Genomic DNA, 23,902 nt, shown 5'->3' on the forward strand with positions numbered 1-23,902 from the left:
TTACGAGGTAGCTATGAGCGGATGGCAGGTCGCATTGAGCGCTTGCGGGGTGGTTATGTGCGGATGGCAGGTCTCATTGAGCGCTTGCGAAGTAGCTATGAGCGGATGGCAGGTCGCATTGAGCGCTTGCGGGGTGGTTATGGGCGGATGGTAGGTGGCAATGAGCGCTTGCAGGGTAGCTATGAGCGGATGGCAGGTCGCATTGAGCGCTTCCGGGATAGCTATGAGCGGATACCAGACGACATTGAGCGGGTGCACAAGAACTATGAGCGGTTAAGCCGTTACTAAGATCACTTACACAAAACTACGCGCGGACAAGCCAAATAAAAAAAACCTACGAATGGTTAACCATTCGTAGGCTTCGATGTGTCTTGCTGCTTGCTAAACGCAACAAATACGCCAAGCAAGATAAAGTAGAACAATGTATACATCTTCAGTTCCCAGATATTATAGTACATTCCGGAAACGCCTGTTGAAAACCATAGTGCAATCATAAACACACCGAAGTTCGTATGACGTGATTGCCAGAAGAGCCGCAGCATACTTAACAGGAAGAGTGCAAAAATCAGTACTCCAATTACACCGGTTTCTGCAATAACTTGAATATATTGATTGTCTGAATAGAAATATTTCCCACCATAGATATCCGAACTTATACCATAGTGATCATAAATCGGTGACCCGTACGATAATGTGGCTGAACCGCCGAATGAACCGAATCCGGTGCCCGTGATAGGATGGTCACCGAAGATTTCAAAACCCTTACTAATATAGAAGAATCGTCCGCTTTCAGTCATGAGGGCTAAGTTCTTCTCATCAAACGTTTCGCCGAAGCGTCCCCCGATACTTCCGGCCCCGTCAGGCTTCTGTTCTACTTCTACGCCCAACGTTTGTATATATTGTACAGCCAAGTTTACTGGATAATATATTAGGATAATCGAAGCGACACCTGCAATCACCAGTCGTTTCAGAAGATACCATTTTTTCGTCATGAGGATGAAGACAACACCGAACACCACTGCTGAAATCCACGTTCCTCTTGAATACGTAAGAACTAGTATTCCGAAGAACAATACGAGCAATACACGGAATGTCCATTTGTATTTATTTTGCTGGTACACATGTTGCAAATAAATGATCCCGATAATCCCGAAAAATAAGGATAAAGCCAAAGAGTTCGGATTACCAGTAAGTCCGTAAATACGCACGGCATTAGTTGCCGATAAAACTTTATACTTCCATTCTTCAGGTAGTAGCCACTGACGCAGTGACAGTTTTTCCACCAAGCCATGAAGTGACATGACAACGTTCAACCAGACCGTCGCCCACGCAAGTTGTTGTAGCCATTTGTTCGTCAACGTCATTCTTGAAATGATGTAGTAAAGCAAATACATAATCAAAAATGTTCGAACTTGGAAAATGATAGACGTTGGTGTGACGTCATTTAAGTACCCTACGATCGAGCCAAATAAAATAAAGGCAAAGTAGGACCACTCAAACCATTTAAATGTAAATAGAGAACGAAGATTATGTCGATAATGGAACAACGTCCACGTAAATACGACAAAGATAATTAAATCTCCTATTAACTTCATCCCACTGTTTACTTCCAGCAAAAATGGTCGTATGTTGACGTAAATCACCAGAAATAGAATACTTTGCTGTGGTTTAATAATAGCAAATAGGACAAAAAATAAGGTCGTTCCAAGCAAAGCTATTTTTGACGGTAGTAATAATGCGATGAGCATCACAGCTACTGCAATCAGTATTGTACTTATGGTTTGTTTTTCTAATCGCTCTTTCCATATATTCATTAGTCTATAAAACCCTTTCTACGCTTGCTAGTTCCTTGTTGCATTATATCACTATCTAGGACGGAATAGTGAAAGCTTTCGTTGCATCTTCTTGAATAATTGTAGATTGTCGTTTATTGCTATATTTGGTATTTCCTCTTTGATAAGTATGATACATAATTAGTATGCATTTTCACCCTATCGATCTATATGTACCATTCATTATATAGGAATTTATTATAATAATAGTCTATTAATATATCAAAAGTTGCTTACCAATACTAGTCCTTTCTGCTACAATAGTAGGAGATTTATATAGGAGGTTTTGATTTGAAACGTTTGATTACAGTACTGACACTATTGCTTTTAATTGCTTCTCCTATCTTCACGCCGGTGGCGAGTGCAAATGATTTCACTAGTCATCAAATGCAACAAGAACTGACATTTTGGGTAGATAAAGGGGTTATCCAAAAGGACACAAAGGGGAATGTCTATCCGAATCGCGCAGTTACACGAGGTGAGTTTGCTTCGTATTTGGCACGTTCACTCGCATTACCTGCTTCGACAAGATATACCTTTAAAGATTTAAAAGCAAATCATTCCCGTACAATTGAAATTCAAAACGCTGCAGGTGCTGGAATTTTAGCAGGCTATCCTGATGGTACATTCAAAGCGAATCAGCAGATTACCCGACAGCAAATGGCAGGCATGATATTTAAAGCATTCCGTTTCCTTGACATCCCTGTCAATTCAAAGACCGTTCAATTTAAGGATAGCAAGAAAATCTCGACAAACTTCATACCGGCTGTATCAGCGGCTTCTTCATTGAATATCATACGTGGAGATCAAGGCTATTTTAAACCGACAAGTAACGCAACGATTGCTCATGCTTCTGCATTTTTATTCCGTATGTTCGCAGTTGCTGACGGAAAAGGTAATACCCGTCCCCCTACGAATGTTGGCGGTACAGACAATCCTAAAGTGCATAAAGTCAGCTCGATTTCCAACAGTCAGCTGAATGTAACGGATGAATCATACATCACGTTTGAAGACGCATTAGCAGCATACAATGCTTCTTCCATCATTCAAACGATTTCCGTTCATAATAAAATTATCAAGATGAAGTCAGGTCAGGCGTTTGCTTCAGAAAACCCAAAGCAGTATACGTCACTATATAGTGATCCTGCATTGAAAAACGAAGTGACATATGTGCAGAAAGGTTATGAACTGGACTATATAGGCAGTAGCCCAGAACGCGTTGTAGTAGATATAGGCGGCTATACCTATTATGCGAAACACGCAGAAATTGATCTAGTCCCTTCACTGTTATCTAAAGGTGCAAGCCAGTACAAAGTAACAAGTGATGGCTTACTAATTCACCAACCATACTATCGTACATACGATGCAAAAACGAAACAGTATAAAGGTAGTTACGCAGAGTATACAGTAGGCCCAGCTTCTCCTGTAATGAAAAAAGGACAGACCTATACGAGTAACGATGGAGTTCACTTTAAAGAATTGAACGGTTCCGCAATGATTACCTATTATCCATACTTCCAATTCCAATCGGTGCGCCAGCCTTCTACTTACACTGGGCAGGAACTAGATCGCTTTATTTCTAACGCATTACAAGCAAGACAGAAAACAGGTATTGCACGCTATAAAAATGCTACATCCAAGTCGAAATTAATCGGACTAGGTACGTATGTGAAACAAATGGAGAAACAGCATAACGTCAATGCGATGTTCATCTTAGCAACAGCTATACATGAGAGTGATTACGGAATGAGCGGCAATGCGCAGCAGAAAAACAACATTTTCGGTATCCGCGTATTCGACTCTTCACCGGATAAAGGTGAAGTCTATGGTAGCCCTACAAGAAGTGTCGATGCATTCATCACTCGCTACATCAACTTAAACTATGCGAATCCACTCGGCGCGTATGCCAATGGTGCAGCTCCAGGTAATAAAGCAGTCGGCTTCAATATGAAGTATGCATCTGATCCTTTCTGGGGAAGCAAGATTGCGGGCCATATGTGGCGTATCGATCAGTTCCTCGGGAATAAAGATGCAAACCAAGCGCAATTAGCTGTGATTTCATATACAGGCAATACAGCAGTCAATATCCGGACAAGCCCTGAAACGGTGAATAGGAATAATATTTTATTCTCGTACAAGCCTAAGCATCCAGGCAATCTGGCAGCATTCGGTTATCCGTTGATTGTTACAGATCGTACGACAGGCGCAGATGGCTTTGTTTGGTACAAGGTGCGTATGGATATCAATCCAGGAACGACACAAATCAATGAACCATACGGCTGGATTCGTTCCGATCTCGTTACACTCGTTAATTAAATAAACAATGAAACCACCATCTCCGGCAGTTTAGGAGACGGTGGTTTTTAGTGCGATGAGTGAATTAAGAAGAGGAAGCAATGTTGATTGGTCGGCAGTCGCAGTCATCTACTTACAATCAACTTAGTGTCATTTCCTTAAGAGGAAACGCTCATAGTTCCGCGATATCCGCTCATAAACCTTCAGAAGTGCTCTATAATCCCTCGAAAGCGCTCTATCTAACTAATTAATCGCTCTATGAACCTCAGCAAGCGCTCTATGCCCGTTAGTAACCGCTCTATTAATCTTCAGAAGGATGACCTCGAATCCACCTTGAACATCAATCAACATTGCCCTCCCCCTTAATTGCTCAATAAAACAGCAAAACACCATCTCCCAGACTAACGGAGATGGTGTCTTCATCATTATAATGCGTCCGTATACTCTTTACCTGCCGGCAATAAGTTGGACATGTTGATTCGTTTCAGACCTTCTTTGATCTTGGTCGTATATCCTTTTTTCGTACTGTTCAAATAACCAGCCTTCGACTTAATCATCCGCTCGAATACTTTAGCTTTCGACTGATCGATTTGTGACCACTTTTCATAAGAGTAAATCAAGTCTTCCAATGTCAGATGAACATAATCTGTTCCTGAAAACTGACCATTTGGCGCACGTTTGTACCAAATGTCACCGTTTGGACGGGTCCAGTTCTTTTCTTCGAAGCGTATCGCTTTTTCAATAGCACTAGCATTTTCCAAATAGACTGGATCATTGAACTCTTGGAATGCGAGTAAGAGAATGTTCATGCCGCCAAGTAAATGGTTCATTGACGTATGAGTCTTCACCTGCGATTTTGCTGGGAAGTAATCTGGGATATAGTATGCAGTTGGAGACAAGAAGTTTACATTCCCTTTTCTATGTTGCTGTACAAGCAAGTTCGCATAGTTACGCAAGCCTTCATTGTAGTCTTTATGATTGAATGCTTTACCACCATTATAAAGGAATAAGGCAATCTGTTCATTGAAACGTGTATCGACAAATGGTGCGGTGAAGTTATATAAATTTGTCAAATACGTACTCGTCACTTCAGTTTCCCAATATGTCTTACTCCCTCTAAAGACGGCTAGGTTCGTAAAGGAGTTATGCAAAATATCTTCATAATAGCGTTCTTTCGTTTGGTTGTATAACAGCATGACACGATCTTCTTTTACTAGAAGTAAATTACGACCATATCCTCGCCCTGAAGCAGGCATAGGTTCGATAGTTGTCGCCATCTTATTGTATGGCCCTTCAGCTGTATACCATTTATTGCGCTTTTTATAGTTGGTAATGGATTCCCGAAGCCATGAATCCAATCTTTCTTTTGATGAGAAGAGTTTTTTATTGGATGCAAGATACCATTGATCCACAACATCGTATCCTCTAGAATTCAACTCATAAACCGATACGCGGTTATCGCCCATTAGAATATTGCTGTAAGTTTCTTTTTCATCCTGTAGTTCTCGTGTACGGCTGACTGCACCATTACGATACTTTAACTCAAGCTCACGTGAACGATATGTTTTTGATATCATTTGCTGTCCAGTGCCTTGTTGTGAAATCGTTTCAAGCACACCCACTGGCGAAGTAGCAATGTCGAATCCGAATGTATCATCCACATCTTTTTTCATTGGGAACTTGTCAAAACGTTCTATTGTATTCGTTTGGATGCCTCCATCAATTCGTACCAAGTCGACACGAATCGGTAGACGGTCAGGGTTTCTCAACTCTACGAATGTAAAATAATCACCGTTTGGCAATTCTCGTTTCGTTACAGTAACTTTTGTGCTTTTTCTTTCACTGACTCCATAGACATAAATATGATCCGTTGCATGCCCATGTGTTTTTACCCGTTTAGCTGATAAAGACATGAAATGGTTTGAACGCAAGTATGTCTGTCCTTCTTGCGTCAAAGGAACTTCCGTAATAAATTGTTCAAAACGAATGGGTTCGAATTTCCCCATAGTTTGTGTTTTATTGAAAACAATCGGTTGCTTTTTTTCGAGCATTCCTGCTTGAATCATTGCTCTATGTAGGAATACAGCAAATGAACCACGGTTAACAGAAAGTTTTGGAGCAAATGATCCATCCTCTTTACCTGTTGTAATACCGTGCTGCATAAGTACTTTTACGCCGTATCTGTGAGATTCACTAATACTCTTCTCATCAGTAAAATGTACTTTTTCACCTGTATCTTTCAATTTAAATGCATTGACTAACACACTTGCCATTTGTTCACGTGTTAATTCATCACTAACACCGAAATTACCATCGGGCTTCCCTCTAAATATGCCTTCTTGATAAGTAGACATGGCACCGCGTAAATGGGAAGACTTTGCGCTAACATCCTTGAATATCGGCTGATAGGGAGCTTCAGGTAATTGCAATGCGGCAGTCAGCAAGTTTGCGGCTTGCCCACGTTTGATGCTGACACCTGGACGGTATTGTAAATCTTGATAACCGTTAATGATTCCTTCTTCGACAAGCTGTGTTACTTCATCTTTTGCCCAATATTCATTGCTGACATCGGAGAAACGCTGATTTACTGTTTCTGCTTTCGCATGTATTGGCAGTGCGATAAAGCATACTAACGCCGCGATCAGCAATGAATTAAAAATTGCGTATGTATTTTTCTTTGATGCGCTGAACATCTTTAAAATCAACCCCATTCTTTGAATTTCTTGGTTATAGTATGTAGTTTCCTTCGACAATTATAGCATACCTAACTTTTCATTTGGACCATCATTGTAAAGGATGAGGTTTCCATGAAATCTAGCTATGAAATTTACTCAGACCATCTTCCGTTTCTCCATAATCGCACCGTACAGACGCAGAAAAACAGAAATAGTTTCAAAATTACACACTTTACTTTTAATATGTAAAAAACAGTTCATGCTTAGTAAGCGATGAACTGTTTTGAACTATGCATGCTTTTGTTCGTACTCTGAAATCTTGTCTTCATATTGGAATGTCAGGGAAATTTCATCCCACCCGTTCAACAACATCTTTTTATAATACGGATCGATATCAAAGCCGTACATCGAACCGTCTTCCCCTGCTACAGTTTGGTCTTCAAGACTAACTGTTAATGTATACGGAACTTCTTTCCCTTTTCGTAGAAATTCATCAATTTCTGCAACAGATAGTGTAATCGGTAAAATCCCATTCTTGAAGCAGTTATTATAGAAAATATCTGCAAAGCTTGGAGCAATAACTACACGGAATCCGTAATCCAAAATTGCCCAAGGTGCGTGTTCGCGAGAGGATCCACAACCGAAGTTTTCATGTGCAACCAAAATAGTTGAACCGTCAAATCGAGGATCATTTAACACGAATTCTTCGTTTTTCGTGCCATCTGCATTAAAACGCCAATGATAAAATAAATATTTTCCGAACCCAGTACGCTCAATGCGTTTTAAGAATTCCTTAGAAATAATTTGATCTGTATCTACGTTATTTTTATCTAATGGAGTGAGTACACTCTCTATTTTATTAATTGGTTCCATCTGAATACCCTCCTCAAATTTGCACAGCTGCATCAATTTTACGAACATCTACGAAATGTCCGTGTAGGGCAGCCGCTGCAGCCATGGATGGGCTGACTAGATGTGTGCGTGAGCCTGCACCTTGGCGTCCTTCAAAGTTCCGGTTAGATGTAGAAGCACAGCGTTCGCCCGCTGGAACTACATCATCATTCATAGCTAAGCACATACTACATCCTGACTCTCTCCACTCAAAACCTGCATCTGTGAAGATTTTATCAAGACCGATTTCTTCCGCCTGCTTTTTTACTGTACGTGAACCAGGTACGACAATTGCAGTCACAGTAGGATGAACGTGCTTACCTTTTACGACATTCGCTGCTGCTTCCAAGTCGCTAAGACGCGCATTGGTGCATGAACCGATAAATGCGTGCTGAATTTCAATATCCGTTAACGCCATTCCTTCTTCTAGTCCCATATATTCCATTGCGGAACGAAGTGCAGATTTATCTGTCTCTGATACATAGTCTGCAGTTGTAGGAATAGTAGACGAAATTCCAGATCCCATAGATGGGTTCGTTCCCCACGTTACGAATGGTTCGATTTCATCTGCATGAATTTCAAGCACTTGATCATATGTTGCACCTTCATCTGTATTCAATGCGAGCCAACGCTCTGCTGCCGCTTCAAATTCTTCACCTTGTGGTGCGTAACGACGGCCACGTAAATAATTGATTGTAGTTTCGTCCGGACCAATCAAACCTGCTTTTGCTCCCGCTTCAATGGACATATTACAAATTGTCATACGTTCTTCCATTGTAAGTCCGCGAATTGCTTCTCCTGTATACTCGACGATATGTCCAGTACCGACGCCAATTCCAAACTTCGAAATGATCGCAAGAATAATATCTTTAGCCGTGACCCCAAAGCCGATTTTACCTGTCACGCGGATCTCCATCGTTTTCGGTTTACCTTGCCATAGTGTTTGTGTAGATAATACGTGCTCTACTTCACTCGTTCCGATACCGAACGCAATCGCTCCGAATGCACCGTGTGTTGAAGTATGGCTGTCACCACACACAATGGTCTTTCCTGGCTGTGTCAATCCAAGTTCAGGACCGATAATATGCACAATACCTTGGTCAGGATGTTGCATATCCGCCAATTGAACGCCGAACTCTTCACAGTTTTTTGCAAGTGTAGTAATTTGTTTTTGGGCAATCGGGTCATTGATTACCGGTAAGTTTTTTGTCGGGACGTTGTGATCCATAGTAGCGAAGCAAAGATCCGGACGACGCACTTTACGGTTCGCTAGACGTAACCCTTCAAATGCCTGTGGTGATGTCACTTCATGAATTAAATGAAGATCAATATATAGTAGATCAGGCTTTCCCTCTTCCTCATATACAATATGCTCATCCCATATTTTCTCAATAATTGTTTTAGCCATAATTGTTTCCCCTTCCCAGCCCTTGCCTTTACGTTCGGCATATGATTCAGTTCGTCTATTTCGGTCTAACTACACAGAAAGGGCGCACCAGTTTCGGTATGCCCTCATGTGCATGTCGAGACGTAGACAGCGGTATTTTTTAAATATACGAGTACATGATACTATTGGAAACGAACTGAAGATCCAGTTCATCTACAATCTTATCTGTCCATTCTTTAGTCGTTAATGAACGTTGCTCTTTACCAGCTAAATCTGCTGTAAAGTGACCTTCTTCAAATACTGTATTGACTGCTTTTTCAATCGCTGTTGCTTCAGTTTCTAATCCAAATGAATACTTCAACATCATTGCGACAGAAAGAATAGTTGCCGCTGGATTTGCTACTCCTTGCCCTGCTACATCCGGCGCTGAACCGTGTACTGGCTCATATAGACCTAAACCGTCTGAACGTACACTCGCTGATGGTAGTAATCCAAGTGATCCTGTAATGACTGAAGCTTCATCACTCAAAATATCTCCAAACATGTTCTCTGTAACGATTACATCAAAATATGCAGGATTTGTAATTAACTTCATGGCTGCGGAGTCCACTAGCTGATGCTCTACTTCTACATCTGGATACTGCGCTTTTTTCTCTTCTACAATCTTTCTCCACAGCTTACTGGATTCGAGCACATTCGCTTTGTCCACAGAAGTTACTTTGCCTTTACGTAGGCGAGCCAACTCGAAACCTTTGTCGACAATACGTTCGATTTCCTCACGTGTATATACAAGCGTGTCAACAGCCGATTGATCTGTGTGACGGCTCGGTTTACCGAAGTAAAGACCTCCAGTTAATTCCCGAACAATCATCATATCGACTTCTTTGACGATTTCTTCTTTTAAAGGAGAAGCTTGGATCAAAGAAGGTACAGCTGCAACAGGACGAAGGTTTGCAAATAGATCAAAATGTTTACGTATCGCAAGCAACCCTTTTTCCGGTCGTAATTCAGATGGATTCTGATCCCATTTAGGGCCACCCACTGCTCCTAGAAGAATGGCGTCGCTTGACTCACATAACTCAATTGTCTCTTTAGGAAGTGGGTCATTCTTTTCATCAATCGCCGCTCCACCGATAAGTCCATATTCTGTATGGAATGTATGGTTAAAACGTCTGCCGATCACTTCCAATACTCTGACTGCCTCTGCTACTACCTCGGGGCCTATGCCGTCACCGGGTAATACCGCTACTTTCTTTTCCATAGAACTTCTCCTCCTTGATCAATCTCGTATCACTCGATCGAATACTCTATCACTTTGATATATGTTGCTTATTTCATTAACTCTTCTTTCCGCAATTGTTCGCGAACTAGTTGACGGTTGATAGCATTCAAATAAGCTTTTGCAGACGCTTCTAGTACGTCTTGCGCTACGTCTCGGCCTGTAAGCTCGAGTCCGTTATGTCTTAAGTTGACTACTGCCTCTCCCAGTGCATCGCGGCCCTTACCGATCGATGTTACACGATAATCCAGAATGAGTACTTCACCTTTAATGGCCAATTCCAGTGCGTTAAAGATGGATTCAACAGATCCTGCACCAGTTGTTGCCACAGTAACTGTTTCTCCGCTAGGCACTGTTGCTGTCACCGTAGCTGTCGGAATATTATTCGTTCCGTATTGTACTTGAACGTTATGCAATTCGTAAATTGGTGTATCCGTATCGGCCAATTGTTGTCCTGTGAAAAGAACAAACAAATCGTCTTCCGTAATTTCCTTTTTACGATCTGCTAATTTTTTGAAGTCATCAAACGCTTCATTCAATTGTTGATCAGTCAGTTCAAACCCCATTGTCATTGCCCGATCTTTGAACGCAGCACGTCCGGAGTGTTTACCTAACGCTAGCGGAATATCCGTTTCACCAATTAATTCAGGTGTAATAATTTCGTATGTTTCACGGTTTTTCAGCATGCCATCCTGGTGAATACCCGATTCATGGGCGAATGCATTCTTTCCGACAACTGCTTTGTTTGGCTGGATGACTACCCCTGTCAAACGACTAACAAGCTGACTTGCTTTTTTGATTTCTTTCAAGTTGATTCCAGTTTCCATGTTATAGAAGTCTTTACGGATGTGCATCGCGACAGCAATTTCTTCTAATGCTGCATTGCCTGCGCGCTCTCCAATCCCATTAATCGTACATTCTACTTGATCTGCACCATTCTCAACTGCCGCAATGGAGTTGGCAACGGCCATTCCAAGATCATCATGACAATGAGCTGAAAGCTTAACTTTCTCTATTCCTCTTACGTTCTCTTTCAAATACTTGAATAGAGCGCCGTATTCTGCCGGTGTTGCATAGCCCACAGTATCTGGAACATTAATCGTTGTAGCCCCTGCCTCGATTACTTTATTAATAATACGTACCAGGTATTCCTTATCAGAACGGAAAGCATCTTCTGCTGACCACTGTACGAGTGGGAAATACTGTTTAGCGTATTTAACTGCATCTACTGCAATATCGACTACTTCGTCTGGAGACTTCTTTAACTTATACTCCATATGAATCGGTGATGTTGCTAAAAATACATGGATATGTGGCTGTTCTCCGCCACGTAAAGCTTCCCATGATATATCAATATCATTCTTCATTGCTCTAGCAAGACCCGTAACAGTAGAATTTTTTACTGTGTTGGCAATGCGTTGAACGGCATCAAAATCACCTGGGGAGGAAGCAGGAAATCCTGCTTCAATAACTGCTACCCCAAGTTTTTCTAGCTGACGAGCAATTTCTAATTTCTCTACTGTATTTAGATTAATACCTGCAGATTGCTCACCATCGCGAAGAGTTGTATCGAAAAGATCAATTTTTCTCACTCGCTACCACTTCTTCCTCTTTTGATTTAGCTCCTTCGTTGATGAATGGCATCATAGAACGAAGCTTCTGTCCTACCTCTTCGATTTGATGCTTAGCTTCTGCTTCTTCGATTGCATTAAAATTAGGACGTCCGTTTTCATTCTCTTCGATCCATTCTTTTGCGAACTTACCTGATTGGATGTCAGTAAGAATATCTTTCATACGTGCTTTTGTATCTGCATCGACTACGCGTGGTCCGGAAACGAAGTCGCCCCACTCTGCAGTGTCAGAGATTGAATAACGCATTCCAGCCATTCCGCCTTCATACATCAAGTCAACAATTAGTTTTGTTTCATGCAATGTTTCGAAATACGCTAGTTCAGGCTGGTATCCAGCTTCTACTAGTGTTTCGAATCCAGCTTTAACTAGTGAAGTCAATCCACCGCAAAGTACTGCTTGCTCTCCGAATAGATCCGTAACTGTCTCTTCTTCGAAAGTTGTTTCCAAAACGCCGCCACGAGCAGATCCGATACCTTTTGCATACGCAAGAGCTACGTCTTTTGCTTGGCCAGATACGTCTTGATACACTGCGAATAGTGCAGGAACACCGCCGCCAGCTTCGAATGTTCTACGTACAAGGTGTCCTGGTCCTTTTGGAGCTACTAGGAATACATCTACGTCAGCAGGTGGTTTGATTTCACCGAAGTGTACGTTGAAACCGTGAGCGAATACTAAAGATTTTCCTTTAGCAAGAGCAGGTTCGATTTCTGCATCATAGATTGCTTTTTGGTTTTCATCTGGAAGTAAGATCATGATCAAATCTGCTTTTTCAGAAGCTTCTTTTACCGAAAGTGTTTCAAGACCGTCTGCTTTTGCTTGATCAAATGATTTACCAGCACGAACTCCTACAACTACGTTAAAGCCTGAATCTTTCAAGTTACGCGCGTGTGCGTGGCCTTGTGAACCGTATCCGATTACTGCGATTGTTTTACCTTCTAATAGTCCTTCATTGATATCCTGGTTATAATACATTTTTGTCATTTTTATTTCCCCCTAAGTGTGTGTGTGTATTACTGCTTTAAAATAGACAACTGTGGTGCTTGAACTTTTTGCATATCACGGGCAAAGCCGGTTGCTCCAGTTCGTGTTAATTCTTTGATGCCATATGGTTTCAGCAAATCGATAAACGCTTCGATTTTATCTGGGTCACCCGTTACTTGGTAAGTTACTACATTTTTTCCGGAATCAACTATAGTTGGACGGAAAGGTTCCACAATACTATTCATTTCAGAGCGAATCTGTGGTGGTGAGATGACCTTTACTAGCGCTAACTCACGTAACACGATTGCTTTGTCTGTTATATCTTTCACTGTAATAACATCAATCTGCTTTTGCAGCTGTTTTACAAGTTGCTCAATTTTGTTTTCATCTTCAACGTGAACTTGGAATGTCATCTTGGATCTATTCGGCTGTTCCGTAGCACCAACGGTAATACTTTCTATATTGAATTGACGCTTCATCAGCAGTCCCGTTACACGGTTTAATACCCCGCTCTGATTAATTACTGTTACTGTAATAATTCGTTTCACTGAGGACTCACTCCAATCATGTCTTGTAATCCTTTACCTGGAGCAACCATCGGATAGACGTTTTCACGTTGTTTCACTCGGCAATCGATCAAGACCGGCTCGTCAGATAATAGCGCTTCTGTAAATACTTTTTCAGCTTCTTCTAAATTGTGGATACGATATCCTTTTAGGTCGTATGCTTCCGCCAATTTAATAAAGTCTGGCTGTACAGGAACTAGCGACTGTGAATAGCGTTCCTCATAGAATGTCTCTTGCCACTGACGTACCATACCTAGTGCACCGTTATTTAAAATGATGACTTTCACGGGAATACGCATTTCTTGAAGAAGTGATAGCTCTTGTGCTGTCATTTGGAAACCTGCGTCTCCAACAACTGCAATTACACGCGCTTTTGGTCTTGCAAGCTGTGCACCGATTGCTGCTGGGAAGCCAAAGCCCATTGTTCCTAATCCGCCTGATGTTACCCAGTTGTCCGGATTGTTGAAACGATAATATTGAGCCGTCCACATTTGGTGCTGTCCAACATCTGTCGTAACAATTGCATCACCATTTGTAATCCGATGAATGATTTCGAGAGCTTGTTGAGGTAATAAAGCTTCCTCGTCCTTTTGATACCAAAGTGGATATTGGTCTGCTAAACCATTCAAATAGCCCACCCATTCTGTTGTATCCGGTGATTTGAAATCCGCTTTCAGCAATGCTGTTAACGCTTCTTTCGCATCAGATACAATCGGAATTTCAGTAACCACGTTTTTACCAATCTCTGCTGGATCGATATCAATATGGATAACACGTGCATTCGGCAAGAACGCATCTAAGTTACCAGTTAGACGGTCATCAAAACGGGCACCGACATTGAGAAGTAAATCACATTCGCTTAGTGCATAGTTGGCAGTTGCCGTACCGTGCATTCCAGCCATTCCGTAGAATAGTTCATGTTCCCCATGGATTGTACCCAAGCCTAGTAATGTATTGACGATTGGAATACGATGCGTTTCGACAAGCTCTTTCAGCTCGGTCGTTCCACCTGCATGAAGTACACCTGCACCGGCAAGGATCATAGGCTTTTTCGCTTCAGAGATCGCTTTTGAAGCTTTTTGAATTTGCAGATAATTAGGTGTAGTAGTTGGCTGATAACCAGGCAAATTCACTTCTTTACTTTCTTTTTCGACAGGAATAAAGAGATCTGTTGCGATATTTTTTGGTACGTCGACAACGACTGGTCCTGGTCTTCCGGTAGAAGCAATATGGAAAGCTTCACGCATAATACGTGGGATGTCCGCTACACTTTGCACTTGATAGTTATGTTTTGTAATAGGTTGAGTAATCCCTATAATATCCGCTTCCTGGAAAGCATCCGATCCAATCACTGTAGTCGCTACTTGGCCTGTAATAACTACTAATGGAAGCGAGTCCATCATGGCATCTGTAATTCCCGTTACTAAGTTCGTTGCGCCAGGACCTGATGTAGCAATGACTACCCCTGTCTTTCCGGACACTCTCGCATATCCTTCTGCTGCGTGGATTGCCCCTTGCTCGTGACGTGCTAATACGTGTGGTATTGGGTCGTTATATAGCGCATCATAGATTGGGAGAACTGCTCCTCCGGGATATCCAAAGATGATTTCTACATTCTGTTCTTTAAGCGATTGAATCAAGATTGCAGAACCATCTGCAAGTTTATTTATGGCTTGTTCCTTTGGCATAGATGCAGTCTGTTTTTCCTGTACTTCAGCACTCATACTGAACTCCTCCTTACATTTTCAACTATATATATATTGACCAATGACGTTTTCCCCTAAAAAAAAACCTTTTCATCCCACGCAAAGAATACTACTCTCTTTACATAGGGATGAAAAAGCTTTCATGGTACCACCCTAGTTCGTGACGTTTGTCACCTTATGAGAAAGCAAGCCGAAGCTGTACTTTCTCATTGCTAACGAGCCCGAATATCGAGCCCGGGACTGCCTAATCGGTATACCTTTTAGCAATCCACTCCGAGGGGATGTCGCAAATAGCTGTATTACCGGCTCGCAGCACCGCCGGCTCTCTGTGAATACACTCTCTATCTACTTTAACCTCATCAACGTTTTGTATATTAAATTTTCATGACTCCGCCAGTACTTGCTGAAGTGACTAGTTGAGAATATCTAGCAAGATACCCTTTTTTAATTTTAGGTTCAAATGGTTCCAGTGCATGACGACGTTCTGCAAGAACTTCATCAGATACTATCAATTCGATCGTACGATTTGTTAAATCAATTTCGATAATATCTCCATTCTCTACAAGTGCGATCGGTCCACCGGATGCTGCTTCTGGTGAGATATGTCCAATGGATATACCTCGTGATGCCCCAGAGAAACGACCATCGGTAATTAAAGCAACTTCCTTACCAAGCCCTTTCCCCATAATTGCGGAGGTCGGTGCCAGCATTTCTGGCATTCCCGGTCCACCTTTAGGTCCTTCATATCGAATGACGACAACGTGGCCTGCTTTTACAGTGTCATTATCAATATTTTCTTGAGCTTCTTCCTGTGAGTTAAAGACAATCGCTTCACCTCTGAAATCCTTGATAGAAGGATCAACTGCCCCCACTTTAATGACAGAACCTTCAGGTGCGATATTACCAAATAGAATGGACAAGCCACCTACTGGACTATATGGATCATCTTTCGTTCGTATGACATCTGTATTTGTAATTTCATGACCTGCGACATCTTCTGCAATCGTCTTACCTGTGATCGTAACCCGATCTTTGTGGATCGCTCCATCAATTTTACACAATTCATTGATAATTGCGCTCACACCACCGGCTAGATGAATGTCATGCATCGAGTAATCAGATGCTGGCATAATTTTCGATAGGTAAGGTACACGTTTGGCTACATCATTTACATCTTCAATATCGTAATCAATTTCTGCTTCGTGAGCGATGGCTAATGTATGAAGGACTGTATTAGTCGAACCACCCATTGCCATATCAAGTGCGAATGCATCGTCGATTGTTTCTTTCGTGATAATGTCTCTCGGCTTGATATCTTTTTCGATACAATTCATCAAATGTTTTACTGCATCTCTGATTAACTGATGACGATCATCCGATGTGGCAAGGATTGTCGCATTTCCTGGAAGAGCCATACCGAGCATTTCCATTAATGAATTCATAGAGTTCGCTGTAAACATTCCCGAACAAGATCCGCATGACGGACAAGCATTTTGCTCGATGTCGAGCAACGCTTCAGCTGTCATATTGCCGCTCTTGTATGCTCCTACACCTTCAAACACGGAAGTCAATGATAGTGTTTCACCTGTTGCGGAAACACCTGCCTCCATCGGTCCACCGGAAACGAATACCGAAGGGACGTTTGTTCGAACAGCCGACATCAACATGCCGGGAGTAATTTTGTCACAGTTAGGTATATAGAAGACTCCATCAAACCAGTGCGCATTAATGACTGTTTCTGCTGAGTCTGCTATTAACTCACGACTTGGCAATGAATAACGCATACCGATATGCCCCATTGCAATACCGTCATCAACACCGATTGTGTTAAATTCAAACGGTACGCCGCCCGCTTCCCAAATCGCTTCTTTCACTACTTCCGCGAATTTGTTTAAGTGCATATGTCCCGGAATGATATCTATATAAGAGTTACACACTCCGATAAATGGTTTGTTCATATCTTTCGTTTTAACACCAGCTGCATATAGTAAGCTACGATGTGGTGCACGATCGATTCCTTTTTTAATCATGTCACTTCTCATTTGCAATCTCTCCTAAACTAATTGAACGAATCAATTGCTAATTACATCAATTGCATTCAGTTGAATATTCTGAACAGCTAGTGAATTGTTCACCGCTATGAACTAGATTGCTGTAATCATATCTTGAATACGAATAAAGGTCAACCGTATTTTTAAAGTTTTTCGTTAATTGTGACTAATTTAAAACGTCTGAATACGCTTACACACGCGACATATAGCGATATATTGCATATCGAAATATTTGAAATTTATTTTGTATTTGAGCTTGTTTCTTTCATTAAATAAAAGAAAATCCAGACAATATCCTTATTATGCAAATAGAAGGTAGAGTTTGTACATTTATTCAACATTCTGTCTAGCCTCTTTTGCTTTGTATGCATCAATCAGATTTTTCGCTTTGTTTCATTGTAACTCTCTCATCTACTTACGAATCAATAAGTGTAGACTTCAACTAATGTTCTACCTCTCCTATTCAAGAAACCATATTTTTTCGTTAAGTATGTAGAATGCTAGTAAGTTTATGACAAGTTTCGCTCGACAGTATTCGACATTTATATTTTGTTCATAACTCTATACACATTATCCACCGCATATATTGGCAGTTTCTGTATACCATTCACATATTACCCACAACTTACCCACCAACATTGTGGATAATTCGAACGCTTGTTCTTTTTAGATTCCTTTGGTAAAGTAAGAGATAACATCTAGAGAGAAGCATGCAGACTGATTACAATCTATTCATCCTAAAGGAGGCGGTTCTACTGTGCTACATTTATCGGATCAATTGTTGATCTATTCCTATCAACAAGCTCAAAAATACCATCTAAATCTGGAATTCATCCAACTGTTGGAACGCGAGATACGTAAACGTGCCTTGGAATCGATAAAACTCAGTAGCTGATCTTTCGGATACAATAAAACGGACATGCCTTTTTCCATAGGCATGTCCGTTTTCCATTCTATAAGTACATCTCCTTCTATTTAAGGAGATATATTTTATGATAACGCTTTGAGTCCAACTACGCCGATAACGATCAGAATAAGACTCACTACTCTACCTGTACTCTTCGATTCACCGAAGAACACCATATTGATGAGTACGGCACCCGCTGTACCTATACCAATCCACACGGCATAAGCTGTACTAACTTGCAGGAACTTAAAGGAGTTATACAGAAAGAAGAACGCGATACCGAACCCTCCGTAGTATAGCAAGCCGTTACCCAATGTCTTGTTCTCACTAAACTTTTTCAACCCGATTACACCTGCAAACTCACTTAGAGCTGCCAATAATACTAGAATCCAACCCATCGTCTTTCACTCCCTCCAGCGCTTTCTTTTCATCCTGCCCATCCGCTTTCTTTTCATCCTGCCCATCCGCTATCTTTAATCCTGCTACACCAACCACTAGGAGGAAGATGAAAAAGATCTTCCCTATACTAATATGCTCTCCGAAGAACATGACATCCATTAACGATGTACCCACTGTTCCGATTCCAGCAAATATTGCATAGACCGTTCCTGTCGGTAGCCCCTCGCAGGCTTTTGTGAGGAAATGAAAATCCACAAATATAAACCCTACGATAAATATCCAGTGCCACCAGTGAGTCGCTGTGTTAAAACCAAAAATCCACACTAATTCAAAAAAACTAGTTAATGCGACATATAACCATGCTTTATTCATACCATTCACTCCAATTTTATTTCTTAGTTCATTTATATGACTGACTATCATTCATTTTATCATAAAAGCTAACATATTGCTATGTTAACCTTTCACTGTTTGAAATTGCAGTGCATGAGATATAAAATCGAGGACCTCTTCTTTCTGTCTATCCGCTTCACTTTCATCATGTTGAGCGTAAAGGAATACTTGCTCAGCCGCTGATTCAATAAGACCAATAATGATCTTTGCTGTCCGTTCAGGTTTGATCGATTGGCGAACCGCGCCTGCTATTTTGGCAGCTTCAAGCTTTTCGCTAATCCATTCATAAAATGGTGCGTATACGGATTCCCACTCGCGAATATGTTCCGTTGAAGCTATTCCTGAATAGATGACGGCTAATATTTCGTAATACTCTTTGTTCACTTTAAATATTGCATCTACCATTTGTTCGAACTGTTTTGGATACGTTGCTTCATCATCAACCGTTAGTTTGACGATTTCAATCGTTTTCATGACCATCACTTCCGCAATTGCAGGCATAAGGGATAATTTTGACGGAAAGTATAAATAAAATGTTCCTTGCGCAATCCCTGCACGCTTGACGATATCGGAGATCTTCGTCTTCTCAATCCCTTGCTCTTGAAACACTTCTATAGCCGAATGTATAATCGCTGTCTTTTTCCCCAATGAATTCCCCACTCTCTATAGATTCTAATTAGTATATCGTACTATTCTTTTCTTACAGGTAATGACAATAATTACTTCCGGATTTACTTAATACTCTTTAAATCTACCATCATTTGATGCAAAGTACACATCAAAACTATAAGATGATTCGTCTTTATTTCAGGAAACGCGTTATTTTCTGTTGCTGACGCGCTATATACTGTAAATAGTAAAACAATACTCATATACGCCATCTAGAAAATTCGTTATTCTTAATTGTATTCAATACGTTCAATCTATTTGTTCGAGTAGTAGGAATAGCTGAATAATAATCTATGAGTTGTAACGATAAAAATACCGTCCTTTGACAGGACGGTATTTTTACGTTCATTATTTGACTTCTTTTGTTTCTTGTACGAATGTTTCTCCACTTTTACGTGCTTGAATATCAATGCTATGTTCTGGATACTCTTTTTCAAGACGTTCGTAGTATTTTTTACTAATTTTTTCAGCATCTTCTTTTTTCATGTCTTCGGTAACTTCAAAGTCCAGCAAGACGAAACCACCTGCATCTTCAGTAATGATTAAACTTACTTCCGATACTCCTTCTTCTTTCTCAAACTCTTCTTTTAACTCATCATTAGAAGCCGTTGTATCAGATTTATCTACAGGTTCTTTAACAACATTTTCAGTAGGTTCGGTTTGTTCCTTGTCCACTTCTTTTTCGTTGTCAGTATCCGCGTTACATGCTCCTAATAATAGAAGTGATAGACTAAGCGGAGCTAATATCTGTCTTTTTTTCATGATAAACCGATCCTTTCTTTTTGTTCATTATATTGTGTATCCTATCATATTTGTAAAACCTTGACAAAGAATTCGATAATAGGCAACATACTATCAAACAGTTATGTGGCGAAAAGACTAAACTTGAATATGACTTTCTTGACGCTTCTCTTCCTTCTTTTAATTTACAATACAACAGTATCTACAATCCATTCTTTTACCAACATTCGCAAGGTTTTTGTAGGACGTGAAATGGGTATGTTATATAAATCAACTATAAAAAGGGAGGCGATACAATGGATGAACTCATAAGCAAGACATTTATTGGCGTATATTACAAGGATGCTGATCTTCTAAGTAAGATAGAGGAATTAAAAGAAACAGGTTATATCGATGATAATATTTATGTAATCGCTAAAAATGAAAATGATGTATCCATGCTACGCAGTCGAACAGGCGTAGATGTGTACTCCGCATATGATACGTGGACAGATCGCTTTATAGGCTTCTTAACTGGCGAAAATCAGATCAAACAAATGATGTATGGCATCGGAATGGACACGATTCAAGTAGACCGCTATTACGAAGAAGTTCAACACGGTGGTATGATGCTATATGTAGATGAAGGGTTGGCTTACAGCGTGTATTCGAAAGATGAGCCTATCTCTACAGAAGGATTATCGCCTAGTGCGTCTAAACCTGTCGTTGATCACAATAGAACGACAGATCCATTTATTGAGGATGCAGTATCTGAACTGTCTTATGGCGGATATGAGCCTTTGCAAAATCCTCCACAACCAGAAGTTCTACAAGCAACCAATCGGGGCGATACAATTCAGACAAATGATCTTACTTCTGAAGAAGAGGATGCCGTAGTATCCGAACAAATTGAGGATGGAGACCCTTCTACTTTCCCTAAAAGATAATCATATTTGTTTTGGGCCTTTCATTTCTACGGAAGGCTCTTTACTTTGTTACAATTTGTTTACAAAACACGTTTCTTGTAACCTCTTCTTAATGTGAACGTAATGTTTCACTCTTAAGCTGTCGTGTAAGATATTACTTGCAGCTAGAAAGTGATATCTATTATTTCGGAGGAGAGTCATTCATGAAAAAGTTTTTATGTTCAATTTTGATGGCATCAGCCATGTTCGTTGGGTTCACTGGCGGGACAGCCGATGCAGCAAGTAAAGCTACAGCTAAAAGTGGTACATACATAACAGTACATAATGCAAACGTTCGAGCAAATGCTGGAACACAACATAGAAGAGTCTTTACATTAAAAAAAGGTACACGCGTTCAACTGACACATCAAAAATATGCAGGTAAACAATTGTGGTATAAAGTAAAGATTAATGGTAAAAAAGGATATGTTTCAAGTTCTCTATTAAAGAGATCTACAGGCAAAGCAGTAGCAGCAGCTTCCCATACTAAAGGAGGATCTGGTGTTGTGAAAACTGCAATGAACTTGCGCGGAATCCCATACCGTTTTGGCGGCACTACAACTAAGGGATTCGATTGCAGTGGATTCATCCAGTATTCATACAAGAAGAATGGTAAGTCTGTAGCTAGAACAACAACCGGGCAATTCAAACAATCATCAAAAATTAAATCACCAAAACCTGGAGATCTAGTATTCTTCCATAACACATACCGCAAAGGAATTTCGCATGTAGGAATCTATATTGGAAACAATAAATTTGTTCATGCTGGTGGCAAGAAGTCCGAAGTCGTCAGCCTGAACAATCCGTACTGGAAATCTAAATTCAACAGTTTCAGAAGAATATAATGAGTAAAACGACCCGATGAACATTCATCAGGTCGTTTTTTTATTCAATGGAATGAGTTTTCCCCTGCTCATCTTTATAGATTACATGATGCCTTTCAAACTTTGTTGGAGAATCTAAGCCCGCAGCCGCAGCCACACGGAATAATCCTTCTCTCATTGTCAAAATATAATTGGTTACACGGAATTTCTTTTCTTCTACAACAAGTGCTCGCTGTAAGCTTTGATCTGTCGTGGCGACACCAGCTGGGCATGTATTCGTATGGCACCGCTCTGCCATAATGCAGCCTACTGAAATCATGAAACCACGTGCCACTTGTATCAAATCAGCACCTAAAGCCAATGCAATTGCTGCTTTATCAGGTGTGATAATTTTCCCTGATGCAATAATCTTTACTTGATCACGCACTTCAAACTTACGCAACGCATCGTCTAATAGAATAAGAGACGAACGAAGTGGTAAGCCCACACTATCCGCTAAGTCTTGATAGGTAGCCCCCGATCCCCCTTCTGCTCCATCGAGTGAGATAAAATCAGGACCCATTCCTGTCTCAGCCATATACGATGCCAATTCTTCAGCATCTTGCTTTCCACCTATGACTATTTTGATGCCTACAGGTATTCCACCGGCATGGCGGATGTCTTCAATGAATGAAAACAGTGTCGGATAATCATGAAACTGTTTAAATCGGTTCGGACTGTTAATAGAAGTATAAGGTTTCACATTTCGTATAGCCGCAATCTCTTCTGTAACTTTCTCGCCTTCTACGTGTCCACCACGCATTTTTGCTCCTTGGGCCAACTTGATCTCAAACGCCTTAACCTGTGGTATATTTGCTTTCTCTTTTACTTTTTCAATATCGAACTGTCCATCTTCTGTTCGGAACCCGAATAACCCCGATCCAATCTGCGCAATAATGTCTGCGCCCCCTACCAAGTGATGGTCTGATACGCCACCCTCACCTGTGTTCACCCAGGCACCTTGCGCCATTCCAATACCTTTAGATAGTGCAGTAATTGCATGGTCTCCGAGTGCACCATAACTCATACCGGACTGCCCCAATAAGCTACGCACGACAAATGGATGCTCACAATTTGGTCCTAATACAATCGCATCTTCCTCGGGTAACAACCAAGGCAATGTTGTCACTTCTTCACGATGTTCTTTGCGCGAGAATAAATTGTCAGTTTCTACTTCATAGCGCATAGTTTTCAATAGATTATCATTATCTACACGCATTTCCTCATTTTGTTTCGTGAACATGGCATTACGAATATAGTGACCAGGTTCCTGGTAGTCTCGTTTAGACCCAAAACCAATGATACTGTTTAAGTACTTCCCGGGCATCACCATATGTAAGTATTCTTCGCGGCTGAATGGCTTGCCGCTATTATCATCATTAAATAAATACTGTCTAACCTCTGGACCCGCCTTTTCAAATATATACCGAACTCTACCTAAGATTGGATAGTTACGTAAAATTGCGTGCTGTTTCTGACTTCGATCAAAAAAGTATAGAAATATCCCCATACTGATCGGAATGGCTAATATAATGAGCACTACCAATGAAGTTGTTAAATTGATGCCTTCTAACCAATTCATAGCCCCACTCCTTTCTATTTGTCTGTACTTTACCTGTACCCCTGATAAGCGGCTGACTAAACGTAAAAAAGCCCTGTTCCTTGAATGTTGTCAAGGAACAGGGCAGAGT

At 40.9% G+C, this 23,902-nt stretch carries 18 protein-coding genes and 1 pseudogene; 4 read left to right on the plus strand and 15 right to left on the minus strand.

Annotated elements, in window-relative coordinates; genetic code table 11:
* Positions 1-344: 344 nt before the first annotated feature.
* Positions 345-1,814 (minus strand): O-antigen ligase family protein, encoded by a 1,470-nt coding sequence (locus CSV80_RS05155; RefSeq protein ID WP_099669803.1) that lies wholly within the window; start codon positions 1,812-1,814, stop codon positions 345-347.
* A 309-nt stretch (positions 1,815-2,123) separates the two neighbouring features.
* Here CSV80_RS05155 and CSV80_RS05160 point away from each other — a divergent pair, with 309 nt between their 5' ends.
* Positions 2,124-4,148 (plus strand): S-layer homology domain-containing protein, encoded by a 2,025-nt coding sequence (locus tag CSV80_RS05160; protein WP_099669802.1) that lies wholly within the window; start codon positions 2,124-2,126, stop codon positions 4,146-4,148.
* A gap of 404 nt (positions 4,149-4,552) precedes the next feature.
* Here the strand turns inward: CSV80_RS05160 and CSV80_RS05165 are convergent, their stop codons facing one another.
* The 9 genes from CSV80_RS05165 to ilvD form a co-directional block, all read right to left on the minus strand.
* Positions 4,553-6,838 carry an S-layer homology domain-containing protein gene (locus tag CSV80_RS05165; protein WP_233208467.1) on the minus strand — a complete coding sequence of 762 codons (2,286 nt, stop codon included), beginning with the start codon at positions 6,836-6,838 and terminating at the stop codon, positions 4,553-4,555.
* Positions 6,839-7,090: 252 nt separating this feature from the next.
* Complete coding sequence (gene leuD, locus CSV80_RS05170) at positions 7,091-7,675, minus strand: 3-isopropylmalate dehydratase small subunit (RefSeq protein WP_099669801.1); 585 nt, start codon at positions 7,673-7,675, stop codon at positions 7,091-7,093.
* A gap of 13 nt (positions 7,676-7,688) precedes the next feature.
* Positions 7,689-9,101, minus strand: coding sequence for a 3-isopropylmalate dehydratase large subunit (gene leuC, locus CSV80_RS05175; RefSeq protein ID WP_099669800.1), 1,413 nt, complete (start codon positions 9,099-9,101; stop codon positions 7,689-7,691).
* Between the two features lie 139 nt (positions 9,102-9,240).
* Positions 9,241-10,341: a 3-isopropylmalate dehydrogenase gene (gene leuB, locus CSV80_RS05180; protein WP_099669799.1), complete on the minus strand. Its 1,101-nt coding sequence runs from the start codon at positions 10,339-10,341 to the stop codon at positions 9,241-9,243.
* A gap of 68 nt (positions 10,342-10,409) precedes the next feature.
* Entirely contained in the window at positions 10,410-11,951 is a 1,542-nt protein-coding gene (locus CSV80_RS05185) for a 2-isopropylmalate synthase (RefSeq protein WP_099671852.1), read from the minus strand.
* A complete protein-coding gene (ilvC, locus tag CSV80_RS05190; protein WP_099669797.1) occupies positions 11,938-12,972 on the minus strand; it encodes a ketol-acid reductoisomerase in 1,035 nt (344 codons plus the stop codon). The genes CSV80_RS05185 and ilvC overlap by 14 nt, the downstream gene beginning before the upstream one ends.
* Positions 12,973-13,001: 29 nt before the next feature.
* On the minus strand, positions 13,002-13,520 hold the full coding sequence (ilvN, locus tag CSV80_RS05195; protein ID WP_083035136.1) for an acetolactate synthase small subunit: 519 nt from the start codon (positions 13,518-13,520) through the stop codon (positions 13,002-13,004).
* The gene (ilvB, locus tag CSV80_RS05200; RefSeq protein ID WP_099669796.1) at positions 13,517-15,262 is read right to left on the minus strand and encodes a biosynthetic-type acetolactate synthase large subunit; all 1,746 of its coding nucleotides are present in this window, start codon (positions 15,260-15,262) and stop codon (positions 13,517-13,519) included. The genes ilvN and ilvB overlap by 4 nt, the downstream gene beginning before the upstream one ends.
* 356 nt (positions 15,263-15,618) lie before the next feature.
* Positions 15,619-17,286: a dihydroxy-acid dehydratase gene (ilvD, locus tag CSV80_RS05205; protein WP_099669795.1), complete on the minus strand. Its 1,668-nt coding sequence runs from the start codon at positions 17,284-17,286 to the stop codon at positions 15,619-15,621.
* Positions 17,287-18,052: 766 nt separating this feature from the next.
* On the opposite strand from ilvD, the gene sda reads away from it, so the two are divergent.
* Positions 18,053-18,190, plus strand: a complete 138-nt coding sequence (sda, locus tag CSV80_RS05210) for a sporulation histidine kinase inhibitor Sda (RefSeq protein WP_099669794.1) — start codon at positions 18,053-18,055, stop codon at positions 18,188-18,190.
* A gap of 95 nt (positions 18,191-18,285) precedes the next feature.
* Here sda and CSV80_RS05215 read toward each other — a convergent pair whose 3' ends face one another.
* The 4 genes and pseudogenes from CSV80_RS05215 to CSV80_RS05230 all read right to left on the minus strand — a co-directional run bounded on the left by CSV80_RS05215 (position 18,286) and on the right by CSV80_RS05230 (position 20,425).
* On the minus strand, positions 18,286-18,600 hold the full coding sequence (locus CSV80_RS05215) for a DMT family transporter (protein ID WP_029052608.1): 315 nt from the start codon (positions 18,598-18,600) through the stop codon (positions 18,286-18,288).
* 52 nt (positions 18,601-18,652) lie between these two features.
* Positions 18,653-18,973, minus strand: a pseudogene (locus CSV80_RS05220) (DMT family transporter); the annotation flags it as partial.
* Between the two features lie 84 nt (positions 18,974-19,057).
* Positions 19,058-19,642, minus strand: a complete 585-nt coding sequence (locus CSV80_RS05225; RefSeq protein ID WP_099669792.1) for a TetR/AcrR family transcriptional regulator — start codon at positions 19,640-19,642, stop codon at positions 19,058-19,060.
* A 369-nt stretch (positions 19,643-20,011) separates the two neighbouring features.
* Positions 20,012-20,425: a cation transporter dimerization domain-containing protein gene (locus CSV80_RS05230; protein WP_029052611.1), complete on the minus strand. Its 414-nt coding sequence runs from the start codon at positions 20,423-20,425 to the stop codon at positions 20,012-20,014.
* 275 nt (positions 20,426-20,700) lie between these two features.
* Here CSV80_RS05230 and CSV80_RS05235 point away from each other — a divergent pair, with 275 nt between their 5' ends.
* Positions 20,701-21,330 carry a YflT domain-containing protein gene (locus tag CSV80_RS05235; protein ID WP_099669791.1) on the plus strand — a complete coding sequence of 210 codons (630 nt, stop codon included), beginning with the start codon at positions 20,701-20,703 and terminating at the stop codon, positions 21,328-21,330.
* 182 nt (positions 21,331-21,512) lie between these two features.
* On the plus strand, positions 21,513-22,193 hold the full coding sequence (locus CSV80_RS05240) for a C40 family peptidase (RefSeq protein ID WP_099669790.1): 681 nt from the start codon (positions 21,513-21,515) through the stop codon (positions 22,191-22,193).
* Between the two features lie 40 nt (positions 22,194-22,233).
* Here CSV80_RS05240 and CSV80_RS05245 read toward each other — a convergent pair whose 3' ends face one another.
* Positions 22,234-23,793 (minus strand): FMN-binding glutamate synthase family protein, encoded by a 1,560-nt coding sequence (locus tag CSV80_RS05245; RefSeq protein ID WP_099669789.1) that lies wholly within the window; start codon positions 23,791-23,793, stop codon positions 22,234-22,236.
* Positions 23,794-23,902 lie beyond the last annotated feature (109 nt).

It is taken from the genome of Sporosarcina sp. P12(2017) (assembly GCF_002743035.1).
Lineage (GTDB): Bacteria > Bacillota > Bacilli > Bacillales_A > Planococcaceae > Sporosarcina > Sporosarcina ureae.

Coding starts and splice junctions, on each gene's coding strand:
- CSV80_RS05155 (WP_099669803.1), bottom strand. CDS start 1,814: ATGAATATATGGAAAGAGCGATTAGAAAAACAAACCATAAGTACAATA.
- CSV80_RS05165 (WP_233208467.1), bottom strand. CDS start 6,838: ATGGGGTTGATTTTAAAGATGTTCAGCGCATCAAAGAAAAATACATAC.
- leuD (WP_099669801.1), bottom strand. CDS start 7,675: ATGGAACCAATTAATAAAATAGAGAGTGTACTCACTCCATTAGATAAA.
- leuC (WP_099669800.1), bottom strand. CDS start 9,101: ATGGCTAAAACAATTATTGAGAAAATATGGGATGAGCATATTGTATAT.
- leuB (WP_099669799.1), bottom strand. CDS start 10,341: ATGGAAAAGAAAGTAGCGGTATTACCCGGTGACGGCATAGGCCCCGAG.
- ilvC (WP_099669797.1), bottom strand. CDS start 12,972: ATGACAAAAATGTATTATAACCAGGATATCAATGAAGGACTATTAGAA.
- ilvB (WP_099669796.1), bottom strand. CDS start 15,262: ATGAGTGCTGAAGTACAGGAAAAACAGACTGCATCTATGCCAAAGGAA.
- ilvD (WP_099669795.1), bottom strand. CDS start 17,286: ATGAGAAGTGACATGATTAAAAAAGGAATCGATCGTGCACCACATCGT.
- CSV80_RS05215 (WP_029052608.1), bottom strand. CDS start 18,600: ATGGGTTGGATTCTAGTATTATTGGCAGCTCTAAGTGAGTTTGCAGGT.
- CSV80_RS05230 (WP_029052611.1), bottom strand. CDS start 20,425: ATGAAAAAAAGACAGATATTAGCTCCGCTTAGTCTATCACTTCTATTA.
- CSV80_RS05235 (WP_099669791.1), top strand. CDS start 20,701: ATGGATGAACTCATAAGCAAGACATTTATTGGCGTATATTACAAGGAT.
- CSV80_RS05240 (WP_099669790.1), top strand. CDS start 21,513: ATGAAAAAGTTTTTATGTTCAATTTTGATGGCATCAGCCATGTTCGTT.
- CSV80_RS05245 (WP_099669789.1), bottom strand. CDS start 23,793: ATGAATTGGTTAGAAGGCATCAATTTAACAACTTCATTGGTAGTGCTC.